We start from the raw sequence: 20,406 nt of genomic DNA on the forward strand, positions 1-20,406 counted from the left end.
AGGTGGAAATCTAAGCTCCAAACTCATTCCGCCGTCTCAGACATGCTTTTGAGGCGGTGGAAAACAACGATCGAAAATCAACATTTTCAAAACGCCACTTTTATGCATTATCACGCCGCCGCTAACACAAGCTAAAGCCATTTACCGGAAATAGGTCTCTGACTTAATTATGAACTTCCTGGTTTATGATGGTTCCTAGAGGAACTCACTTGGAGTAAGAAATTCTGACCTTGAAACCCAACCTACCATTCTGTAATCAAAACATATCGATTACTATTTTGTGTCCTATATAATATTAAAATTGGAGGTATGCAGGTCGACACCAACGGTAGCCAATTATCTTATAACTTATTAAATATAATATATTTTAGTTGGTCATTAAATTCTGCTGGCTAGGTTGGGCGCCGATTGGCACGATTTCTGCATTTTGCCAGAAAAAGAATAAGAAGTAAGCAGAAGAGTAAGGGAAATATGTTGCAACCCAAAGGGCATTTTTTGCACTCTTTTAGAGAGTATGAATGGTTGAGATATTCTGACAGTTTTTAATTTACTAAAATCACATGATAATTTTTTTTTGAATGTAATGGCATGCTCTCTGCTTATTGCGATGTGTTGTGTTGTTTCACGAGAGTTTTTAGACGGGAGGAAATTGTGTTTATGAACATAACGATAATTATATTTCGGACATAAACGACAGTATAACCTAAGAATATGAACATATATTGCTTTCATAATAGTACGCCAAGGGTAATCAGGGGAGACACAGTTACAGATCCTTTAAGCAAGAACAGCCGGGTCGGCGATGAACAGTCTTGTATAATATTTTAATCATGAAGGACTGTTTCTGTATCTAGCCTGAATAGAAAACACGAAGAGCTTAGATCGCATCAGTTTCAAAATAGTTATAACAGTAAGGAGATTCACAACCATGAAACACATGAAGTACATAATCATTTTTAACCTGACGTTCCTTATTTCCACGATTTCGTCAGTGGTCGTTAATGCTGCTCCCTCAACGCCTTCAATCACCGGCACGGTGACTCACGGAGGGGTTGTGACGGTAACGGGGACGGGCTTCGGAGTTAAATCTCCGGTTGCTCCTTTATTGTGGGACTCTGTAGACGGAAAGTATCCTGGTATAACCAATGGCGGGATTGTGCCAACCGGTGGATCGAATGTCTGGGGTTTATCAATGTTAGATGTTCCTGTTCATTTCAAAACAACTAATCCTCGTGGTAAATTTACTGCGAAATATACTAATACAGGATCGACCGATTCTGCAAAAAAAGCCGCGCTGGGTGGCAGAAATTACCCCGGCAGCAAAGTCTTGTATGTCAACTGGTGGATGTGGCTCGATAAAACTGCCTGTACTGCAAGTTCTTCAAATAAATATACTCGATTTACTGATGACGGTGACTGGACATCAAATGTACAAACGGTTATTTGGGAACCAAACTCAGTAATTATTTTTGGTGCTGGAGGTCCGAATTATAACGCATGGCCTCAAGCATGCGGAAAAACTGGTGTTTGGCAACGGATGGAAAAAACGGTTGATAATACTACTACTCCCATTCATCCAAGTGTCTGGCTGGCAGTGGATAACTCCCCTATCGGAAGTCAACCAATTTCTGCTCCAAGCAGCCTTCTAAAAGATATAACCGGGATTTATGGTATAGGTTTCGATGGCTCAAATACGCCGGCATCTGAGCAACCTACAATTGACTGGGGTGAAATCTACGTTGACAACACTCGTGCACGCGTGGAAATCTGCAACGCTTCGACCAAGGCGTCAAGCAATCATTGTGAAATCCAGATTCCACAAACAACCTGGGTCGACAATAAATTGGAAATTAAAGTCAATCAAGGTAGTTTTCCGGATAATTCATCAGCATACCTTTATGTTGTTGATGCCAGTGGTACTGCGAGTCCTGGAAAACAAATAACATTTGGCAGCAGTGGCGGTGGAACTAGCGACACGACCCCGCCAACGGGCACGACCCTGCCAACGAACGTCGCTGATTCTACCGCACCAACCGTCTCAATAACCTCACCAACGTCAAATGCGACGATTACCGGTAGTAAAGCAATAACCGCTACCGCTACCGACAACGTTGGTGTTGCAAAGGTTGAATTCTATCTGGATAGTGCCAGCGCAACCGCCATCGCTGCCGATACGGCATCACCCTATACGTTTACCTGGAACTCCTCGACGGTGGCCAATGGCTCCCATACCCTCTATGCCAAGGCCACGGACGCGGCAAATAATTCCACCATCTCGACTGGAATTAAGGTTACAGTTAGCAATACGGTGGTCGATTCTACCGCACCAGCCGTTTCAATAACTTCCCCAACGTCAAACGCGACGATTACCGGTAGTACAACTGTCACCGCTACGGCTACTGACAACGTTGGTGTAGCACAGGTAGATTTCTTTGTCGACAGCACCAGTTCAAATGCCGTAGCCACCGATACGACATCACCCTATTCGTTTACCTGGAACCCTGCAACAGTGGCAAACGGCGTTCACACCCTTTATGCCAGAGCCTCTGATGCGGCAGGTAACACAAAACTGTCAAACGTTGCAGTAACGGTATCTGTGCCAGTCTCCTCCTCATCTTCAGTCAACGTTTCACGCAGCGAATGCGCAAATGCACCCAGCGGGACGGTGTTCTGCGAGGATTTCGAAAGTGCCACCCCCAAATCACATTTCGATGATTATGACGGCAATCCGGATACGGAAAACCTGGTCGTCACCGATAAAGGGCCGGCCGTCGATCCCGCCAACCGGGCGATCCGCCTGCGGGTTCCGGCCGGGGAGAGAGGGGGGGCCGATCTGATTAAGGTGTTGCCGAATAGCTACGACAAGCTCTATGCCCGCTGGTATTTCAAGTACGAGCCGGGCTTCAACTTCAACGCGGAAAACCACGGTGGCGGATTATCGGCCGGGGACAGGAGTTTAATCGGCCAATCGGGCAACCGGCCTACCGGCGCCGACTTCGCAGGATTTTACCAGCAGTACCAGGCAAACAGTGCCAAGCCCTTCTCCTACAGCTATAACCGCGGCATGTACCAGGACTGCAGCGACCCGAACGGAAACTGCTGGGGGGATTCATTGCCCTGCGTGTATGACAACGGAGAATACTACTGCAAAAAAGCTCAGGACCGTCCGACTGTCACTCTGCCGACCTTGGTTTCAGGTCAATGGTACTGCTACGAGCAGATGGTTGATATGGGTGCACCCAGCACTACTGGGTCTGGCGCCACCGGCAGGGTGACCCAATGGATTGATGGAAGTCAGATTGGGGACAATACCAACCTCTGGCTCAGGACTACGGCCGATTTGAAGTTGCAGAACCTGTGGCTGCAACTGTTCCACCATGACGGCACGCATTCAACTGTTGGCGAATTGATCGACAACGTGGTCGTTTCGACCAATCGTATAGGCTGCGGGTCCGCCGGGTTCTCTGTACCTGTGCCTCCGACGCCGGACCTTTCGATTATCAAAGTTACCCCCTGATTGTTGACGGCCTGGGAGAAACGGTCTCTATTCTTGGACCACCACTTGGCCTTTATCAGTTGTGTTGTATAGTCGCTAGTTTCCCGTTTAGTCTCCACAGCCCTTCCCTACAGGGAAGGGCTGTGGCCATTTTTAAGCTGCTAAAATCATCTTCGACAGTTTTAAATATGGTCACCTCCTGTGCCAGGTAGAGCACGAGCGCAAAGAGAAGGGATGATATTGAGAACGGACCGGAAAATCGGAAAATGGAAATTGATTATGTATACCGGTTCAGGTTCATGAATGAGAAATCTGTTCAGAGAGTACCCAAAGTCTATGGTGTGAAGCCACAATAATGAACGACCCGGGCAATGATTTGTAATTAAGGACCTTTCTTCTCATTCCAGCATAGTTCAAGCAGAGAGAAATAATACTGCATGCTGTTCGCCACATTTCCAGAATTATAACTTCACAACAGAGGTTTCAAATCAAATAGTTCGGACCGATCACAATTCCAAAATTAATTCCGAACCGCAGTTCCCGCGTCAGTCTGCTCTTGACTCTAAAAATAACATATCTATTTGTTATTACATTCGTAATCAAGAACAAATTACCGTATCTCCGATAAAATTGCAGAAGCTTACAGTGACTTTTTCGCAAATATCCACGGCGATTCCGTCTATCCGGAAATCAACTGTGTGTCGGGCAAACCCAATCCTCATCTTTATTATTAGCCATATTCAGCTAAAATGTACATGAGAATACTCAAAAATCCCTTTTAATGAGTAATTTAGCTGGACGAATTCATTGGCAGTCTGATGGTTTTTCAGCACATAATGATTATTGCTATGTACAATATGGTTGTGGCATAAAATGTGCAAATGTAATCTGAAACCTCTGTCTGTTTGTGGCAAATGTGGCGCTTTGGAACTTTTAGCAATATAATTCCAGCAGGAGGCAAAAATGAGAAAAGAAGCCTATGGGTTTTTGATCGGATTATTTGGTTTGTTTTTTTCTTACGGGATTGTGTATGCGTACCCTGTTCAATATACAATCGAAGGACAGGTTATACAGGGTCCAGGCATAAATGATTCTGCAGGATATCTCTCGCAACTTGGCATTGCAGTTGGGAGTAGCGTTTCATATACAATTGACATTGATCTTGCTGCTCCAGCTACCCAAGTACTCAGTGACCGGACGACCATACCGCTTCTTCCTTCCAGCACCCAGGATCAATTCTATTATGCGCATTTAGTCGCTGGAACAACTGTTACCACTGATATTTGGCAGGATTCACATGACGGTGTTGCAGAGTATAACTTAATCGCTGATGAAGGTCTTGTAACTCATGATCTATACATGCTAGCCGCGACCGGGAATAATAGTTTGCAATTCGTTGGGTTATCTTTTGATCCTAATTCCTGGGTAGTGGGGTCCAATTTCAGGTCGGGCTATATGCGCAGTTTTACTTATGATGAATCTGGAAATTCTTCTTCTTTTAACTTCAATGGTCGAATAACAAGCATAGTCCCAGCACCCGTTCCTGAACCCTCGACCTTTCTTCTTCTCGGCGCTTCCCTCTTGGGGGCAGGATTGTTCAGGAAGATAATTCGCAGGAAACGTCTGGTTGACTCGGTTTAATTGTTCATGAACTAGCTGTGTTGTTTGTGTTTTTTCGAATGCCGCTTCTGGTGATCATCTCTCGAAAAAAAGAAGAATATAATACGACCGTATCGTATCCTGAATGCGTCCTGAAGGAATTACTTAAAAAGAGGTTACGCGATGAAATACCAGTATACTATTGAGGGAAAAGTAATTGAAGGACCAGGAATTGACGATTCGGCTGGTTACTTATCACAATTAGGTATCATCGTAGGAAGTACTGTTTTCTATACCTTTATAGTTGATTTGAGTGCCCCAGGGTTTATAAAGCTTAGCGATGGTACTATAAAGCCCCCACCTTTAGGGGGCAGTTTTTATTCAAAATACATTACAGGAACGACACTGACTCTTGACACCTATATTAGTTCTCATGACGGTATTGCAGAGCAAAATTATGGCAATCCGAATTGGCTGAAGCTTCAACCTCCTTTTGGAGAACGATATATAAATGCTGGTAACGGGAACAATTACCTGCAGCTCTCTGACATGGAAGAACAACCCGACTCGAAAGATTGTTGGCCTGTTGGATCTGACTTCGGATGTCGAGCTATGATAAATACTATCTACGATGCATCCGGCCAAAAATCCAGTTTTGCCTTTGTTGCTAAAATTTTACAAGTAGGTTTTGCACCCACCTGATCAGTAGTACTGGTCATCAGTAAATGGCAGAATTACTAGAGTCTTGAGCGTGAGTAAAACGTGATAGCGATCCTAGGCGGTCCTGTAATCTGGATTTTTGGGTTATCATAATTCATTTAATCATTGATACGACAAATCGTCTTTTGTTTGAAATTTCTAGTGGAATGTCTTTTACTATCTTCATTTCAATCTTTAAGTGCGGATCTCCTTTTTGCAATATTTCGCCCTTAATCTGTTCCCAATGCGTGTCCTGAAAATCCGGCCGGGGAACTATTTCGATAATTATTTCTCCTGATTTCTCCTGAATTACTTTGAAGGTATCCACGGACTGATAATATTCGAGAATGCCGGTAAAGAAATGGACGATCAGTCGGTTCCCGTTAGGGGTGACAATGACATCAGTATCACGTCCATCTATTTTAGTAAGCATCTCCAGACCGCGTCCACACGGACAAGATTCGTCTGTACTTTTTCTTGCAATATCTCCAACCTTATACCTGAGTAATGGCATAGCGCCTGGATCGAGACGCGTCAACACCACATTGCCGGATTCTCCCGGATTCACTGGTTGCCCTTCATCGTCCACGATCTCAACCACAACATGCGGCATGAATACATGGTACGCGCCGTTATTCAAGCCGCACTGGGCAGCTATTTGAATCCCCTCTCCACAGCCATAAGTGTCGGTGACCCTGCAACCGAAAGTCTTTTCGATTTTGTCGCGATAATGTTGATAAAGATTGTCGCCCCAGGAGACAACACCCTTCAGCTTTAAATTGCATCTTGTTTCTGAAGCCCTTGAAGCAAGACAATACATGCTTCCAGCATATCCCATTATATACTTGAGCTTCTTCCGCTCGATCAGATCGAGATAATGGTCAAGTACAGGATCGGACAAATTGAATGCAGATACGTATTGTGCGCGCATCAGTATGTCTTTCAATCTCTTTACAATGCCTCTATCGAGGGTCATGCCGGTTTGCAGGAAAGGTTCGCCAATGTTCCATCCTGAAAAAATTGTTCTGAGTAACATCAACGCCCTGGCATGGCTCATGGTCATATTATCGACGCGAACGGCAAACGGTTTACCAGATGAACCGCTCGTACAATATTCACGCCAGGGCCACTTTGTACTTCTTGTACACTTATCGGGATACGACGCCCGTAGCATGTCTTTTGTAACAAAAGGCAGCAACGGCAATTCCGTTATATTTGAAACATTATTAATATCAACGAGGTATGAGTCATATAAGTTTTTGTAGAAAGGGACTTCTTTATAAGCAATTTTCAAAGTTTTACTTAAACACGTATTCTGATACGATATCAGCCTTTGCCGATCCCACCATTGAGATTCCTTGTAAAACTTATAGGATCTCATTACACGATGATGTATTGCAACATCGGCAAGCGGAAGAATAAATTTTTCACAAACACTACTGTAAAGAGCTGCCATTCATTTCCTCAGATATCGATGGTTATGCTAAATTCAATTCTTTAAGGATATTAGAAAGTCTGTCTTTTTGTTTATCTTGAATATCATCTTTCCATACTCTAATATCTTTATTTAAACTAATTCTCTCTTGATAGGCATATCTTATCGCGTCTGCAATGCTTCTCTCGTCATGTTTAGTGAATACAGTACCCATGTGGAAATAATTTCTGAGGCAGGATGTGTCTGAAGTTACAAGAGGCTTTTCCGCCATCATGGCTTCGTATGCTCCGCATAAAAGGCAATTTTCATTTTCCGTTAAGTCCAAAACAACATTTGATTCAAATAACTTACCATAGAAATCCGCTTCAGGCAGAAAGCCCAGAAAATTAATATGAGGATAGTCATCTGCATGTATACCTGCTTTCTTGTAATTGCCGGTAACAAGAAATTTAAAATCATCTTTAAGCAATAATTTGAACGCATGAAAAGCTACGGCAAAAGGTTCATCAATATCATATGAACATATATAAAAGACTGTTTTGTCTGTTTTATTTTCTTCAGTATAAAATTTCGCTATGTCGGGAAGGGGATCTTCACATATGGCGGATCTGCCTCCTATGTCGCGAATTTTCCTTGCATGTTCTGTATTTGTAACGATAACCAGGTCTGCTGACCTATTTGAAATGTCCAGTGCCTTTTGGAGAAATCTGTTTTCGTTAAAAGCAATTATGCCAGCGTAATGTGCATCACTGACAAACTTGTATCCGAAGAAAGGTCTGGCGAAAATAAGGAAATAGTTAAGAACTATGGAGGGATTCTGGGCAAATACTATACTTGGCCTCTCGCGTAGTAGTGTTAAAAATGATTTTACAATACAAAAGAGGTACCTTTTGATGCGATTACCTCCGTAAGCAAAAGTGAATAATCTGACTCCGAGCATGGAAGCCATCGATTTATTTCTTACCTGATTTTCCCAGGTAAGCCAGATGGCTCTATTCATTATCACAAAGTTTCCAGGGTAGTGGATGTGTGTTGTTGAAATTTGGAATTTTCTATATGGTCCTTCCAGCCATGTTGCGGCTCGAAAGGTATGATAAATTCGGCAGGAATTTCATTCAGGCCGTGTCTGACGCCGTTCATCATGATTTCAATTTCTCCGATGGAAAAATCGCAAAGAGGATAATTGATTACATCAAATGCCCTGGAGATGGTAGGGATCTTCAGCGGATCATAACCCATCAAGGTCGCGCAGGTAGTGTCAATGGCAACCGGATTTGTTCCACAGATAAGGTAACCCATGGTAACAGGGTCCGGTGACAACGGACCTTCTCCTTCACCTGCCAATATAGCATCTACCACACCTATATACCGTTTGGCTTGTACATGAGGTCTCGGACGCATTGTTCCATCGGGGTTGGCGTACAGGAGTATCTTGTTAAGGTCCAGAACCATTCTCCATAAGGTATCATTACCAAACCAGCTTCCATTACGCACAACATTTTTGCTGTCTCCAAAAACCTTTTTCCCGATGGTATTCAGAGAGGTAAGGTATCTTGCAAAAAGAGAATTTTTTAGAACGCGCTGTTTTATTGCTGCAGCCAAAGGACCCTCGATTCGGGCATTAATATTGTCAGAGGGAAATTGATCTCCACCTTCAGAGGGACCGCCTTCAGAATAGTGAGGCAAATAATTCTTATATGTGTTAATCCCTACAAGATTTTTTAAACAACATGTGATACCTGCGGTACGATGTGTTTTTAGCTTTGGCATATTAATAAACACATCCCCATCGATTACGGTTCTAGAAACACTGTACAGGTTTCGGCTCCCGTCGTGTGCTAGATTGGTTTCTCCGCGATCATAGTCGGCTCCATAGTAACCTCGCTGAGATTTCCTGTGTTCCCAGAATTCACTCTTCTCATCCAATAAATCAACCAGGACTTTTCCCTTTGGGTCCCCTGGAAGTGATCTGCGCTTAACGACGACATCATTTTTCATTGCCCATTCATGTTCACGAAGGTCAATAATATTCAATTCAATACGATGATCTAAAGCCAGTTTCCGCCATTGATCTACAGGATAATGTGCAATAATTTTGTCATATTTGGCTTCTGTCATTGGACCATCAATAATGGTCACTCGTCCTTTACCGCAAAGATGATCTACTACTTTTTTAAGAACTGCCGTGATTACTGTCGGATGTGTAATGACGCACTTCCATTCGTCAGGACGTGATTTGTGAGATTCCATCACCCAATTTGGTTTGATTATGACAGAGTCGCCCTGTCTTATCTGACAGAATAAGTTATCCGGCAACGCCTGAGAAACAACAGAAATTTCATATTCTTCGCAAGTATTTACTATTGTTGTTTGTTTTAACATTAAACTTTTTCCTAAAATCAAGTATTTAATCTATGCGGTCATATTTTCAATAATTTAAAAATTTCTTTAAAGGCTCTTAGGGGGATCATGCCAGAAAAATAACAGAAAATTAACTATGGAATTGCTATGTGTTTTCGTTCGTATCCTGTATTCTCCAAGTCGGTAATAAAGCACGGCGAGCCTTTTTTTTATTCAAGTAGGATAGGGATATCGTTTCATTGTTTTGCTCAATATCCAAAATCCCTCTTCCAATTGTTTTTTTGTCCGAGTAAGGCTTATTAATCCGTACGTTGATTGCCGAACATTAATGTATACTTCGTCATCGGGTGCCTGAAGAATGATTGTATCTTGGCAGGTAATTTCTGGAGTGAAAGCATCACGCTTTCAATTCGCTTATAGAGCTCCCAGACATTTTTTGTACTTTGACGGCCAATTTCATGATTTTTAAAATAATTCCAAACATGTTCATCCGGATTAAGCTCTGGAGCATACGGCGGCAAATAAAACAGTCGCAGTCTGCCTTGCGTACTTTTTACAAAATCAAGAACTTGCGAGGAACGATGAACAGAGTGGTTGTCAACAATCAAGAATATCGGTTGTGTCGCTCCTGCTATAAGTCGCTTGAGAAATGTGATAAAAACAGAGCCGTCCACGTTGTCTTCCGTAGCCATAAATCGCATGGCACCGCGCGGATTAATAGCAGAAATCAAATTCACTTTGTGTCTGGTTCCGGTGGTGGTAACAACAGGTGTCTTTCCCCGTGGAGCCCAGGTTGTACCGGAGTGATAGTCGGATCGTACCGAAGATTCATCACCAAAGTAAATCTCTGCTTTTTGTTCGAGAGCAAGCTTTTTTATCGCTGGAAAATCTTTGGCCATCCATTGGACGACCAAAAGTTCATCCTGCTGAAAGGCCCTGCGCTTAGGCCGCTGTGGAGTCAATCCAAGCTTTTTGAGCAAACGACCAACCGATACTTCAGACAAGCGAACACCAAATTCTCGTTTGATCAGGTCACGAATCATGCCGCGAGTCCACAGAGCAAATTCAAATTTCAACTGCCGAGGATCCACTCCTGCGATCAGGCGATAAATCTTCCTCAACTGATTGCCACAAAGCTTAGGTGTCTTACCCGGTGCTTTGCGACTGCGGAGAGCTTCTATACCACCTTCCCGATACTTCGCAATCCATTCATAAATGCGAGGCCGTGTGAGTCCCAGAGCTTTAATGATAACCTCAGGGCTTTCACCAGCCTCAACACGCTTTACAGCTCTAATACGAATTTCTTCAAGAGCCTTGCGATCTATTTTCCTTCCATCAAGTTCATTCATGGACGGAGTATAACATATGTACGCTAATTAATGTACTGATTAATACTTGTCCTGGATGCTGCCGATAGCCGACCAGCGTATCGTTAAGTTATAAAAGCGAGTAACTTCTTGAGCCTGGATCAATATGTCATGGTCGCCAGGAATGAGTCCAACTGTCAATGAGCCAATAGTTTGTAGCGGGTAGATCACTTCTTCGCACCTTCACAAGCGATCGAGTACGAATATAACAGTTAATACATCAGCGACACATTCGCCAAAAACACCTCTACCTTTTTGAGGTGTCTCTTTTTATGACATTTATAAGCCACAAAATTTCTCTTTGTATGATAACGGACGAGTTTTAATGCCACTTTTATGCTCAGAGATGCCAACGGCAATACTGCGGCTATCAATCCCTATGCTTGAGTTAGAGTCAACGCAGGGCTTTTTTTATTGTCTAATCTGAGAGGGAGTAAAAAGTGGAGCCCCAGAAAAACATAAGGCATGTGTCTGTGCCATGCTGGCCAAGAACGATGTTCATAATCACCCATTCCAAGGTGACTTTTTCCTTCTTCAAAATATTGTTCTATCGGCCATTTCCTTGTTGAAGCCTCAGAAAAGTCTGAGAACGGGATGCCTTCAGGCGCGTATTAAGTAGCGTATTTTATTTGTCCATCTTGGCTACGGCGTATGAACAGCAAAGAAGCATTTTTTTCCATGAAGCTCTTTTTTGCCAGGTAAAGCCTGAGTTCCGGGGAAAATGTAACAATGAGCAGAGGTGCCTAGTACCATGTAACATTAATTAGTTCGTATTTATTGTTCACCGTGATATACTGGTGGTACCCAATAAAGGAGGCCACCATGTCCCCGAGATATAGAGTTACTCTGACTAAAGAGGAACGTAGCGAGCTTGAAAAACTTACGAAAAAAGGAAAAATTGAAGCCAGGCGGTTCAAACACGCACGGGCTTTACGTCTCTGCGATGCCAGTCCTGGAAGTCCCGCATGGAAGGTTGCTGACGTCGCGGATGCCCTGGGTGTAACAAGCCGTTCAATTGAACACTTAAAAAAGCGCTTCGTCGAGGAAGGGTTGGAAGCCGCTTTGGAACGGAAGCCAAGTGAAAAGCCACCAAGGGAAGTTATCTTTGACGGCGCTTTTGAGGCCCGATTGATTGCTTTGGCTTGTTCTGATACGCCAGAAGGATACAACCGATGGACAGTCAGACTCCTGGCAGAAAAGGCGGTTGAATTGCGTTTTGCCGACAAGGTATCGCACATGACCGTGCAGAGAGCACTAAAAAAAATGAATTTCAGCCTCACCGGAAAAAATACTGGAAAATCCCGCCGAAAGGCAGTGCAGCCTTTGTAGCTGCGATGGAAGATGTTCTGAATGTCTATCATCTTCCTTATGATCCACTGTATCCAGTGATTTGTATGGACGAATCTTCCAAGCAGTTGATTGGCGAGGTTCGAGAGCCAATACCCGGCAGACCAGGTCAAGTGCGACGTATTGATGATGAGTACGTAAGAAATGGTGTTGCGGAAATTTTTATGGAAGTTGAACCACTGGCTGGTCGGCGCCATGTAGCAATAACGGAACGACGGACTCGCAAAGATTGGGCAAAACAGATCAAGGAAATGTTGGATGAGCGCTATCCGCATGTGAGTAAAGTACGACTTGTCATGGACAATTTGAACACGCATAATATCGCCTCACTTTATGAAACCTTTGAGCTTCAAAAAGCAAGGCGTTTGGCGGAGCGACTTGAAATTCATTATACACCCAAACACGGAAGCTGGCTTAGCATGGCGGAAATTGAACTCAGTGTCCTTAAGGGTCAATGCCTTGACCGGCGAATCCCAGAAATGGAAGTCATGCGCACATATGTAGCTGCCTGGGAAAAGACACGAAACAGTAGCACGAAAAAAATAGTGTGGCAGTTCAAAACATCGGATGCTCGTATTAAGCTTCACCATCTGTATCCGAAAATATAAATGTTACTTGGTACTAGCTTATGTCCAATATCCAGCTATCGGTTGAAAAAATTGCAAATATTTTTTTAAAGTGGTAGCACTAGGAGTCTGCCGGATTTAGACTCCTTTTTAAGATAGCAAAAAAAATACACAAAAACAGTTTATCGTGTTGATATTACGATATAAATCTTGACATCTTCCACTCTTGGTGGTTAATTTCTATGTAAATTCAATGAATTACATAGAGAGACATATATGATTCAAAAATTCATTCCTACAAATAGAGACCAACAGTACTTGTTCCGGCCATCTATTCAAGATTGGCTCCCGGAGAAGCATCTGGCTCGATTCATTATCGATATTGTCTCGCAGCTTAATCTACAACCTCTTACGGAGACCTATGCCGGGAAGGGCTTCAAGGGATATCACCCTGAAATTTTGATATCTTTATTGTTTTACGGTTATGCTACCGGCGTATTCTCCAGCCGAAAAATTGAGAAGGCAACCTATGATTCCGTCGCCTTTCGTTTTATCTCCGCCAACACCCACCCAGATCATGACACCATAGCTACCTTCCGCAAGCGGTTTCTGCAACAACTGAAACCGCTCTTTGTAGAGATTTTGATGCTTGCCCGTGAAATGGGCCTTTTGAAATTGGGCAAAGTCAGCCTAGATGGCACCGAGGTGAAAGCCAATGCCTCCAAGCACCATGCCTTGAGCTGGGATCATGCCTGTAAGCTCGAGCAGCAATTGAAGGCGGAGGTAGATGAACTCATCCGCTTGGCAGAACAAGCTGACTCCGAACAAATTTCGGAAGTAATGGATATCCCCGAAGAGCTGTGTCGTCGTCAAGATCGTTTGGAAGCCATAGCCCAGGCAAAGATCAAAATTGAGGAGCGGGCAGCCCAAAGATACGCTCAGGAACAAAAGGAACACGAAGAGAAAGTTGCCAAGCGTCGGGAAAAAGCTGAGAGCACCGGTAAGAAGCCTCGCGGTCCCAAACCAAAACCACCGACAGCGGGACCTCGTAAAAACGATCAGGTCAATTTGACTGATGAAGAATCCCGCATCATGCCGTCCTCGGACAAGGGATTTGTCCAAGTATATAACGGTCAGGCAGCTGTTGACGTTGACACGATGCTTATTATCAAAGCTCATATAAGCCAGTCACCGAACGACAAGCGAGAGTTCACCCAGACTCTTGCATCCCTGAACGAATTGCCTGAGGAATTGGGCAAGATTGAGGTCATGCTGACTGATGCCGGTCACTATAGTGATGCGAACGCAGCATCCTGCATGCAGTCGGGAATGGAACCGTTTATTCCCCCAAATCGAGACAAGCATAGCCAACCCCTTGTTGAACGATTCATCGATCCTGCGCCTCTACCAGAAAATGCAGAGCCAATCGACAAGATGAGGCAAAAACTCAAGACGGTAGAGGGTCGAAAGGTTTATGCGGAACGGAAGAGCACGGTTGAGCCAGTATTTGGCATCATCAAACACGTCTTGGGTTTCTGGCAATTTTTCCTGCGAGGTCTGGAAGCAGTCTCCGGCGAATGGACACTTGTGTCAATGGCATGGAATTTAAAGCGGATGTTTTCTCTAAATGGTTAAAAGATATCAAAGAACAAGACAATCTGAACAGATTTAAGCTCAGATCGGCGGCTAATCGCCTAGTAGGTGATAATTCTTATCAACTAAACAGAATATTTAACTCTATTCGTTAGGCTAAGGTTCGCGGCGTCGCCTCTAAATCCGACGGACTCCTAGCAAAGTGCATAAACAGCTCATGACTGGAAGGTTATTTCTAGTGAGCCTTGAAGTGGTTCCATATTAACTTTCAAGGTGGCATCCAATGAAAAGATCCATATGGTATTTAAAAAATACATGTCTTACTGGCCCTAGACTGCTCAAGCCTCTTGCCAAAGCAATTTATAAATTATTTGAATGGGCGTATGGTGGTTCTATTCCCTGGTATATTCATTTTGAGAGTATGCCTTGTCTCCCTCATGGAATGCACGGCATATTTATAACTGGAAAAATCGGAAAACGATGCACCATTTTTCAACATGTTACAATTGGCTATAATACTTTACCAGATTCGAAAGGATTCGGTGTAGCAACCATTGGAGATGATTGTTATATAGGCGCAGGTGCAGTAATTATTGGGAATATAAAAATTGGGAATCGAGTAAGAATAGGCGCCAATTGCACTGTGCACCAAGATGTCCCAGATGATTGCATTGTTACGACCGGACACCAGATAGTTGTAAGAAAAGGAGCCCCACAAATTAACAAATATTATTCTTATCGCGAAACTGGGTGGTATTATTTTGATGAGGGAAACTGGATTGAAGAAAAAGATGAAAAGATCCTCAAAATGATGGTTCCCAAAAGATAAATATCGCCTGATATTAAGGCGGCTATTGATCAGTAGACATAGAAGCATATTTTGTCCACGGATGCATGAAGAAGGATTTAAGTTTTTCCGGTAGCCTCTGAAGTGAGCGCATAATGCTTTCGACTCTCTTATAGAGTTCAAAACCGCCGCTCGTCGTCTGTCGGCCAATTTTATGGTTTTTTAAATAATTCCAAACATGTTCGTCCGGATTCAATTCCGGGGCATAAGGTGGAAGGAAGAAAATACGTAATTTGCCTTCCGTCGATTCAACATACTTTCGTACTTCTTCAGACCGGTGGACTGAATGATTGTCAACAACCAAAAAAATGTTACTCGAGGCTTTGAATATTAAACGTTTTAAAAAACTGATGAATACATCGGCATTCACATTGTCTTCCGTAGCCATGAACCGCATGATACCACGACTATTTATCGCAGAAATCAAGTTGACTCGGTGTCTCTTTCCCGTCGTCTTGACGACCGGAGTTTTCCCTCGAGGAGCCCAGGTGGTGCCGGAATGATAGTCAGAACGGACAGACGATTCGTCACCGAAGTAAATTTCTGCCTGATGCTTTTTCGCAAGCTTTTGTATCTCCTTGTAATCCTCCGCCATCCACTTGAATACAGCAAGCTCATCTCGCTGGATGGCTTGACGCGTCGGACGCTGTGGGCTCAACCCAAGCTTCTTCAACAGCCGACCTACAGCCGTATCGCTCATTTTCACCCTGAATTCGCGCTGGATAAATTCACGAACCATAGCCCGAGTCCAGAGAGCAAACTCAAATTTGAGTTGCCGTGGGTCGTTCCCGACGACAATCTGATAGAGTCTTCGAAGTTGTTGGCCGCCCAGTTTCGGCGACTTGCCCGGCGCTTTCCTGCTGCGCAGAGCATCAATGCCGCCCTCACGGTATTTCGCGATCCACGTGTAAATAAGCGTTCGGGTGAAACCGAGGGCTTTGATTACAACTTCGGGACTCTCGCCAGCCTCAACACGCTTGACAGCCCTGATGCGAATTGCTTCAAGAGCTTTACGATCAATTTTTCTTCCGTCTGAATTATCCATGGACGGAGTATAGCATATGTCTACTGATTAACGCACTACTTAATAAGTATTCAAGCACATGGTTTAATACAATGATAATGACAATCCCTTATCCCAAGTTCAATTTACTCTGTCTCTTTCCTAATATAATTTCAATCAGTTACTTTTAAAACTGAACAATCCCTCGCATTGAGTACAATTCTCAAAATTGTACTCAATGCGAGGGGGTCATCTTGAACTTATTAAAGGTTCGTCCCACTCTTGTCCAAAATAGAGTTTTAAACACTTAGAAACAAAATACCCTCTTGGTGATTTGTGGTGTAAGATTTTTACTCCAATAAAAAACTCATCACAACCATCACAAAGAGGGCACATTCATGATAAAAGGTTCCAGCTTGTTGTAACCGTTCAGCGGGATTATGACAAACCCCTGAAAAAAAGCTAGCGTTCAAAATCTGATTCTGTTACGTTCATTTTCATGAACGTTCCTCTCACCTACCGCAAAAGGGTAATTACCCAAGACGATCTCTCCTTCATTCGCAAAGTCATAGACGACTACCAGAGCGAAGGTCGCAGTGTTATCTCCCGTAGACTTTGCGAGGCATGGGACTGGCGTCAGGCAAACGGACACCTCAAAGATGGTGTCTGCCGTGGACTTTTACTTCAGCTTGAACGAAACCAACTGGTAACTCTTCCACCCAGGATTATTGACAATAACAATAATGCCAAGAGACGAAGAAAAACTCAGGCAACTTTCGATTTCTTTCCAACACCGTTAAACGCCGTCTTGGCTAATCTTGCGCCAATCGAACTGCGACAGGTTCGAAGGACGCCTGAAGAGAAACTCTTCAATGCCCTGGTCCGAGAGCACCACTACCTGGGATACACCCATCTGGTTGGTGAACATCTCAAGTATCTGGTCTACGCAGGTGACAGGTTGTTGGCCTGCTTTGCCTTTTCCTCAGCGCCATATGCCATCGACTGCCGGGACATCTTCCTTGGTTGGTCACAGGAAGCCAGGGAGCGCAACCGCCATCTGCTGGCATATAACAGCAGATTCCTCATTTTACCTTGGGTCCGAGTCCCGCACCTGGCTTCTCATCTGCTTAGGCGTATCGCAAAAACCATTTCTGGGGATTGGCAGACCTTGTACCATCACCCGATCCTCTGGCTTGAGACATTCGTCGATACCGAAAAATTTGCCGGCACCTGTTATCGGGCGGCCAACTGGACCTTTCTCGGGTTGACCTCCGGCCGGGGCACAAAAAGCAAATCCCAAAAGCAATTGACCTCCATCAAGGCCATGTACGGCTACCCCCTGGTCCGCAACTACCTCGACAAGCTCCGCAATGAATAGGCAGGAAGCCGAGCGTATCTACGACTCCGGCAGGGAGACGGTCATCGAAAAACTCCTGTCTTTTGCCGCCCATATCCGTAAACTTGAACAAAGCATCGCTGCTCTGACCAGAAACTCGTCAAACTCCTCGCGTTCACCCTCATCTGATCCACCCGGCATTAAAAAGGCAAAAAAGAAGGCAAAGAGCAACCGGAAACAGGGTGGACAGCCAGGCCATAAGGGCAGGAACCGCAAGCTCTTGCCGATCGAAGAAATGGATAAAATCCATGATATCTACCCGGAACGTTGTGAACATTGCCGCAACCCTCTTTCAGAAACCCTTATTAACCCTTTTGCCAAGCCGGTTCGGCACCAGGTCTTTGATCTGCCGGTTATCGTCCCGTTCAAGGAGGAGTATCGCTGCCACTCGTTGCTTTGTCATTGCGGTCACAGCACTGCCGCCTTGTTACCCGAGCATGTGGCCCACTCCAATTTCGGCCCTCGGACCCACGCAGCCATAGCCTACCTGGCCTCTGTCCATCGTGTCACCCGCAGGGGTATTGCGGAGATTATGCAAACGCTTTTTGGCATTGGCATCTCTACCGGTGCCGCCTGCAATGCCGCCGAACGTGTCTCCAATGCCTGCATGCCGGTAGTAGGCGCCATCAAACAGTATGTCGCTTCGGCCCTGACCCTCAACATTGATGAAACCGGCTGGAAAGACCAAGGTCAGAGACGATATCTCTGGACCTTTGTCGCTCCTCAAGCAGTCCTCTTTCATGTATCCCCCAGTCGCGGCGCTAAAGTGCTGCGCAAAGTCCTTGGCGATACCTTCGCCGGTATCATTACAAGCGACGACCATTCCGCCTATGCCAGTTACCACAAAAACGGTCTTCGCCAACTCTGCTGGGCACATATTATTCGGAAGCTGAAAGCGCTCAAGGATGATCGTTCAAGTCCCCAAGCTTATTGCTTTGCCAGACATATGCTTCTGGATATTGAAGCAATTTTCTCCCAGTGGCATGCCTTTCAGGTCTCCGGTGGCTCCAGGGAACAATTACTGCTCGACACGCTACCCATGCGGGAAAAGATGCACGATTTCTGTATTATTTTCCGCTACAGCACCGACCGAAAAGTCCAGACACGAACACAACGGCTGCTTGACAACTGGCAGAACCTTTACACCTTCCTTGAATATGAAGGAGTTCAACCCACCAACAATGCTGCCAAACGGGCTATCCGACCTGCCGTGCAATGGCGGAAAATCTGTTTCGGCTCGCAGTCCGAAACCGGTGAGCAATTTACCGGACGTTTATTGACGGTCGTCAGAACTTGCCAGCTCCATAGTATCAATGTCTTCGAATTTCTGACCAAACTTGTCAAAGCTTCCTTCTCAGCCAAACAGCACCTTCCTGCCTTGCCATTGTCCTTGCCGAACTGATTCCTTTGGTTTCTTGCCATTGAGACGGCAACTGTGCCTTATTATTCACCGGTGAACGATTACCTTCAGGTTTGTCAATATCTTTTATGATGACTTTTAGAGCTACTGATAATCCTGCAAAGAGATACCATTCATAACTTGTTAAACCATAACTGGCAAAACTAAAAATTATATTCATAAGTAACCAAACCTGCATAGCTTTATTTAATGATAATATGTAATTATCATCGCCAAATTTGTAAATGATAGTTTTCTTAATTTCATTAGAACTATTTACGATTGATTTTATCAGTGCTATAATAATAACTAAGCCAAAAAAACCTAGTTCTTCAGCAACTTCAAGATATAAATTATGTGAAGGTTGGGCAACACCGCGAAAATTTGCGTTTGCCTCTCGTGAGGTTCCTAACCCGTGGCCGAATAATGGTTTTCTCATATATACCATTAGATCCTGCTTTAATCCTTCTAGCCTTCCTTCTGCGGTTACGGCGTTTTTAGTGTCCGATGAAAATATGGACTCATATCTATCTTTAAAATTAGCTCCCAAATAAATATTGCTTACTGCAATACCGATGCAAATCAATGCTAATATAAATATCTTATTCTTGCTTTTGATAAACACACCGAAAAATATTACAAATAAACCGATGAGTCCTGACCTTGAACCTGTTAAAAGTAGCGCATAAATGGCTAATGGTATCAATATGAAAGACATAAGCCTTTTCTTGATCGATACGTTTCCAAGATAATAATAAAATGGAATTACCGTCAAAACAATGAACGCAAGACCATTTGGGTTCACTATATCATAGGGGGCACCAGACAACCTGTTCATGTACTCCCAATTTTCCATACTGGCAAATGAACCCCAATATCCTTGGGTCAGATGGAGGTATAACGGCTCAATTATTCTGAATGATTGGCATAAGACAAAGACCGATACGAATTTAATGAGTTTTGCCTCAGTATTAACTAAAAAGATAGTAAAATAATAAAAAATTACTGCTTTGATTAAGCTTTCTATGCCATGTTTTATTACAGAGCCAGGCCACTCGACAAATGGTAAAGTTATAACTATGTAAAAAAATAATATTTTTAAAATAGTGTTGATTGTAGAGTTCTTTATTTCAACTATTGACTCTTTATTATTAATAAAGATTAAAATACATATTAATATAACTAAACAAAGGTCAAATCTGATGGCTCCCAATAAAGGTAATCTGGCAGTCAAGTGTGTAAACCAGCTAATGACAAAAAGCAGATATAAATTAAAGCCAAAATTCATTGCAGTAGCC

General features: G+C 43.8%; 14 protein-coding genes. 8 read left to right on the forward strand and 6 right to left on the reverse strand.

Features of this window, described 5'->3' with window-relative positions; genetic code table 11:
- Positions 1-928: 928 nt before the first annotated feature.
- The 3 genes from FCL47_RS19955 to FCL47_RS19965 all read left to right on the forward strand — a co-directional run bounded on the left by FCL47_RS19955 (position 929) and on the right by FCL47_RS19965 (position 5,797).
- Positions 929-3,517, forward strand: coding sequence for an Ig-like domain-containing protein (locus tag FCL47_RS19955; RefSeq protein WP_136815485.1), 2,589 nt, complete (start codon positions 929-931; stop codon positions 3,515-3,517).
- 942 nt (positions 3,518-4,459) lie between these two features.
- The gene (locus tag FCL47_RS19960) at positions 4,460-5,137 is read left to right on the forward strand and encodes a PEP-CTERM sorting domain-containing protein (protein WP_136815486.1); all 678 of its coding nucleotides are present in this window, start codon (positions 4,460-4,462) and stop codon (positions 5,135-5,137) included.
- Positions 5,138-5,278: 141 nt separating this feature from the next.
- Positions 5,279-5,797, forward strand: a complete 519-nt coding sequence (locus FCL47_RS19965) for a PEP-CTERM sorting domain-containing protein (protein WP_136815487.1) — start codon at positions 5,279-5,281, stop codon at positions 5,795-5,797.
- A 112-nt stretch (positions 5,798-5,909) separates the two neighbouring features.
- Here the strand turns inward: FCL47_RS19965 and FCL47_RS19970 are convergent, their stop codons facing one another.
- From FCL47_RS19970 to FCL47_RS19985, 4 genes are all read right to left on the reverse strand, one after another.
- Positions 5,910-7,250 carry a phenylacetate--CoA ligase family protein gene (locus tag FCL47_RS19970; RefSeq protein ID WP_136815488.1) on the reverse strand — a complete coding sequence of 447 codons (1,341 nt, stop codon included), beginning with the start codon at positions 7,248-7,250 and terminating at the stop codon, positions 5,910-5,912.
- 22 nt (positions 7,251-7,272) lie between these two features.
- The gene (locus FCL47_RS19975) at positions 7,273-8,229 is read right to left on the reverse strand and encodes a glycosyltransferase (RefSeq protein WP_136815489.1); all 957 of its coding nucleotides are present in this window, start codon (positions 8,227-8,229) and stop codon (positions 7,273-7,275) included.
- 2 nt (positions 8,230-8,231) lie between these two features.
- The gene (locus FCL47_RS19980) at positions 8,232-9,611 is read right to left on the reverse strand and encodes a DUF362 domain-containing protein (protein WP_136815490.1); all 1,380 of its coding nucleotides are present in this window, start codon (positions 9,609-9,611) and stop codon (positions 8,232-8,234) included.
- Positions 9,612-9,889: 278 nt separating this feature from the next.
- The gene (locus FCL47_RS19985; protein ID WP_136815491.1) at positions 9,890-10,939 is read right to left on the reverse strand and encodes an IS630 family transposase; all 1,050 of its coding nucleotides are present in this window, start codon (positions 10,937-10,939) and stop codon (positions 9,890-9,892) included.
- 840 nt (positions 10,940-11,779) lie between these two features.
- Between FCL47_RS19985 and FCL47_RS19990 the strand changes: the two genes are divergently transcribed.
- From FCL47_RS19990 to FCL47_RS20000, 3 genes are all read left to right on the forward strand, one after another.
- A protein-coding gene (locus FCL47_RS19990; protein ID WP_240744319.1) for an IS630 family transposase occupies positions 11,780-12,912 on the forward strand; the annotation gives its coding sequence in 2 pieces (ribosomal slippage) (positions 11,780-12,209 and positions 12,209-12,912; 1,134 coding nt in all).
- Positions 12,913-13,149: 237 nt separating this feature from the next.
- A complete protein-coding gene (locus FCL47_RS19995) occupies positions 13,150-14,505 on the forward strand; it encodes a transposase (RefSeq protein ID WP_205747389.1) in 1,356 nt (451 codons plus the stop codon).
- A 241-nt stretch (positions 14,506-14,746) separates the two neighbouring features.
- A complete protein-coding gene (locus FCL47_RS20000; protein WP_136815493.1) occupies positions 14,747-15,292 on the forward strand; it encodes a DapH/DapD/GlmU-related protein in 546 nt (181 codons plus the stop codon).
- 22 nt (positions 15,293-15,314) lie between these two features.
- On the opposite strand, the gene FCL47_RS20005 is transcribed toward FCL47_RS20000, so the two are convergent.
- Positions 15,315-16,355 (reverse strand): IS630 family transposase, encoded by a 1,041-nt coding sequence (locus FCL47_RS20005; protein ID WP_136815494.1) that lies wholly within the window; start codon positions 16,353-16,355, stop codon positions 15,315-15,317.
- A gap of 457 nt (positions 16,356-16,812) precedes the next feature.
- On the opposite strand from FCL47_RS20005, the gene FCL47_RS20010 reads away from it, so the two are divergent.
- Together FCL47_RS20010 and FCL47_RS20015 are read left to right on the forward strand one after the other, a co-directional pair.
- Positions 16,813-17,691 (forward strand): Druantia anti-phage system protein DruA, encoded by an 879-nt coding sequence (locus tag FCL47_RS20010; protein ID WP_136815495.1) that lies wholly within the window; start codon positions 16,813-16,815, stop codon positions 17,689-17,691.
- Entirely contained in the window at positions 17,684-19,111 is a 1,428-nt protein-coding gene (locus FCL47_RS20015) for an IS66 family transposase (protein WP_136815496.1), read from the forward strand. The genes FCL47_RS20010 and FCL47_RS20015 overlap by 8 nt, the downstream gene beginning before the upstream one ends.
- On the opposite strand, the gene FCL47_RS20020 is transcribed toward FCL47_RS20015, so the two are convergent.
- A complete protein-coding gene (locus FCL47_RS20020) occupies positions 19,050-20,396 on the reverse strand; it encodes an O-antigen ligase (RefSeq protein WP_136815497.1) in 1,347 nt (448 codons plus the stop codon). The two genes, FCL47_RS20015 and FCL47_RS20020, sit on opposite strands and share 62 nt — an antisense overlap.
- Positions 20,397-20,406: the final 10 nt, after the last annotated feature.

It is taken from the genome of Desulfopila sp. IMCC35006 (assembly GCF_005116645.1).
In the GTDB taxonomy this organism is placed as follows: Bacteria; Desulfobacterota; Desulfobulbia; order Desulfobulbales; family Desulfocapsaceae; genus Desulforhopalus_A.

Bases quoted from the DNA above. Each gene is read 5' to 3' on its own strand.
- FCL47_RS19970 (WP_136815488.1), bottom strand. From the start codon at position 7,250: ATGGCAGCTCTTTACAGTAGTGTTTGTGAAAAATTTATTCTTCCGCTT.
- FCL47_RS20020 (WP_136815497.1), bottom strand. From the start codon at position 20,396: ATGAATTTTGGCTTTAATTTATATCTGCTTTTTGTCATTAGCTGGTTT.
- FCL47_RS19975 (WP_136815489.1), bottom strand. From the start codon at position 8,229: ATGAATAGAGCCATCTGGCTTACCTGGGAAAATCAGGTAAGAAATAAA.
- FCL47_RS19965 (WP_136815487.1), top strand. From the start codon at position 5,279: ATGAAATACCAGTATACTATTGAGGGAAAAGTAATTGAAGGACCAGGA.
- FCL47_RS20015 (WP_136815496.1), top strand. From the start codon at position 17,684: ATGAATAGGCAGGAAGCCGAGCGTATCTACGACTCCGGCAGGGAGACG.
- FCL47_RS19985 (WP_136815491.1), bottom strand. From the start codon at position 10,939: ATGAATGAACTTGATGGAAGGAAAATAGATCGCAAGGCTCTTGAAGAA.
- FCL47_RS19980 (WP_136815490.1), bottom strand. From the start codon at position 9,611: ATGTTAAAACAAACAACAATAGTAAATACTTGCGAAGAATATGAAATT.
- FCL47_RS19960 (WP_136815486.1), top strand. From the start codon at position 4,460: ATGAGAAAAGAAGCCTATGGGTTTTTGATCGGATTATTTGGTTTGTTT.
- FCL47_RS20005 (WP_136815494.1), bottom strand. From the start codon at position 16,355: ATGGATAATTCAGACGGAAGAAAAATTGATCGTAAAGCTCTTGAAGCA.
- FCL47_RS20010 (WP_136815495.1), top strand. From the start codon at position 16,813: ATGAACGTTCCTCTCACCTACCGCAAAAGGGTAATTACCCAAGACGAT.
- FCL47_RS19955 (WP_136815485.1), top strand. From the start codon at position 929: ATGAAACACATGAAGTACATAATCATTTTTAACCTGACGTTCCTTATT.
- FCL47_RS20000 (WP_136815493.1), top strand. From the start codon at position 14,747: ATGAAAAGATCCATATGGTATTTAAAAAATACATGTCTTACTGGCCCT.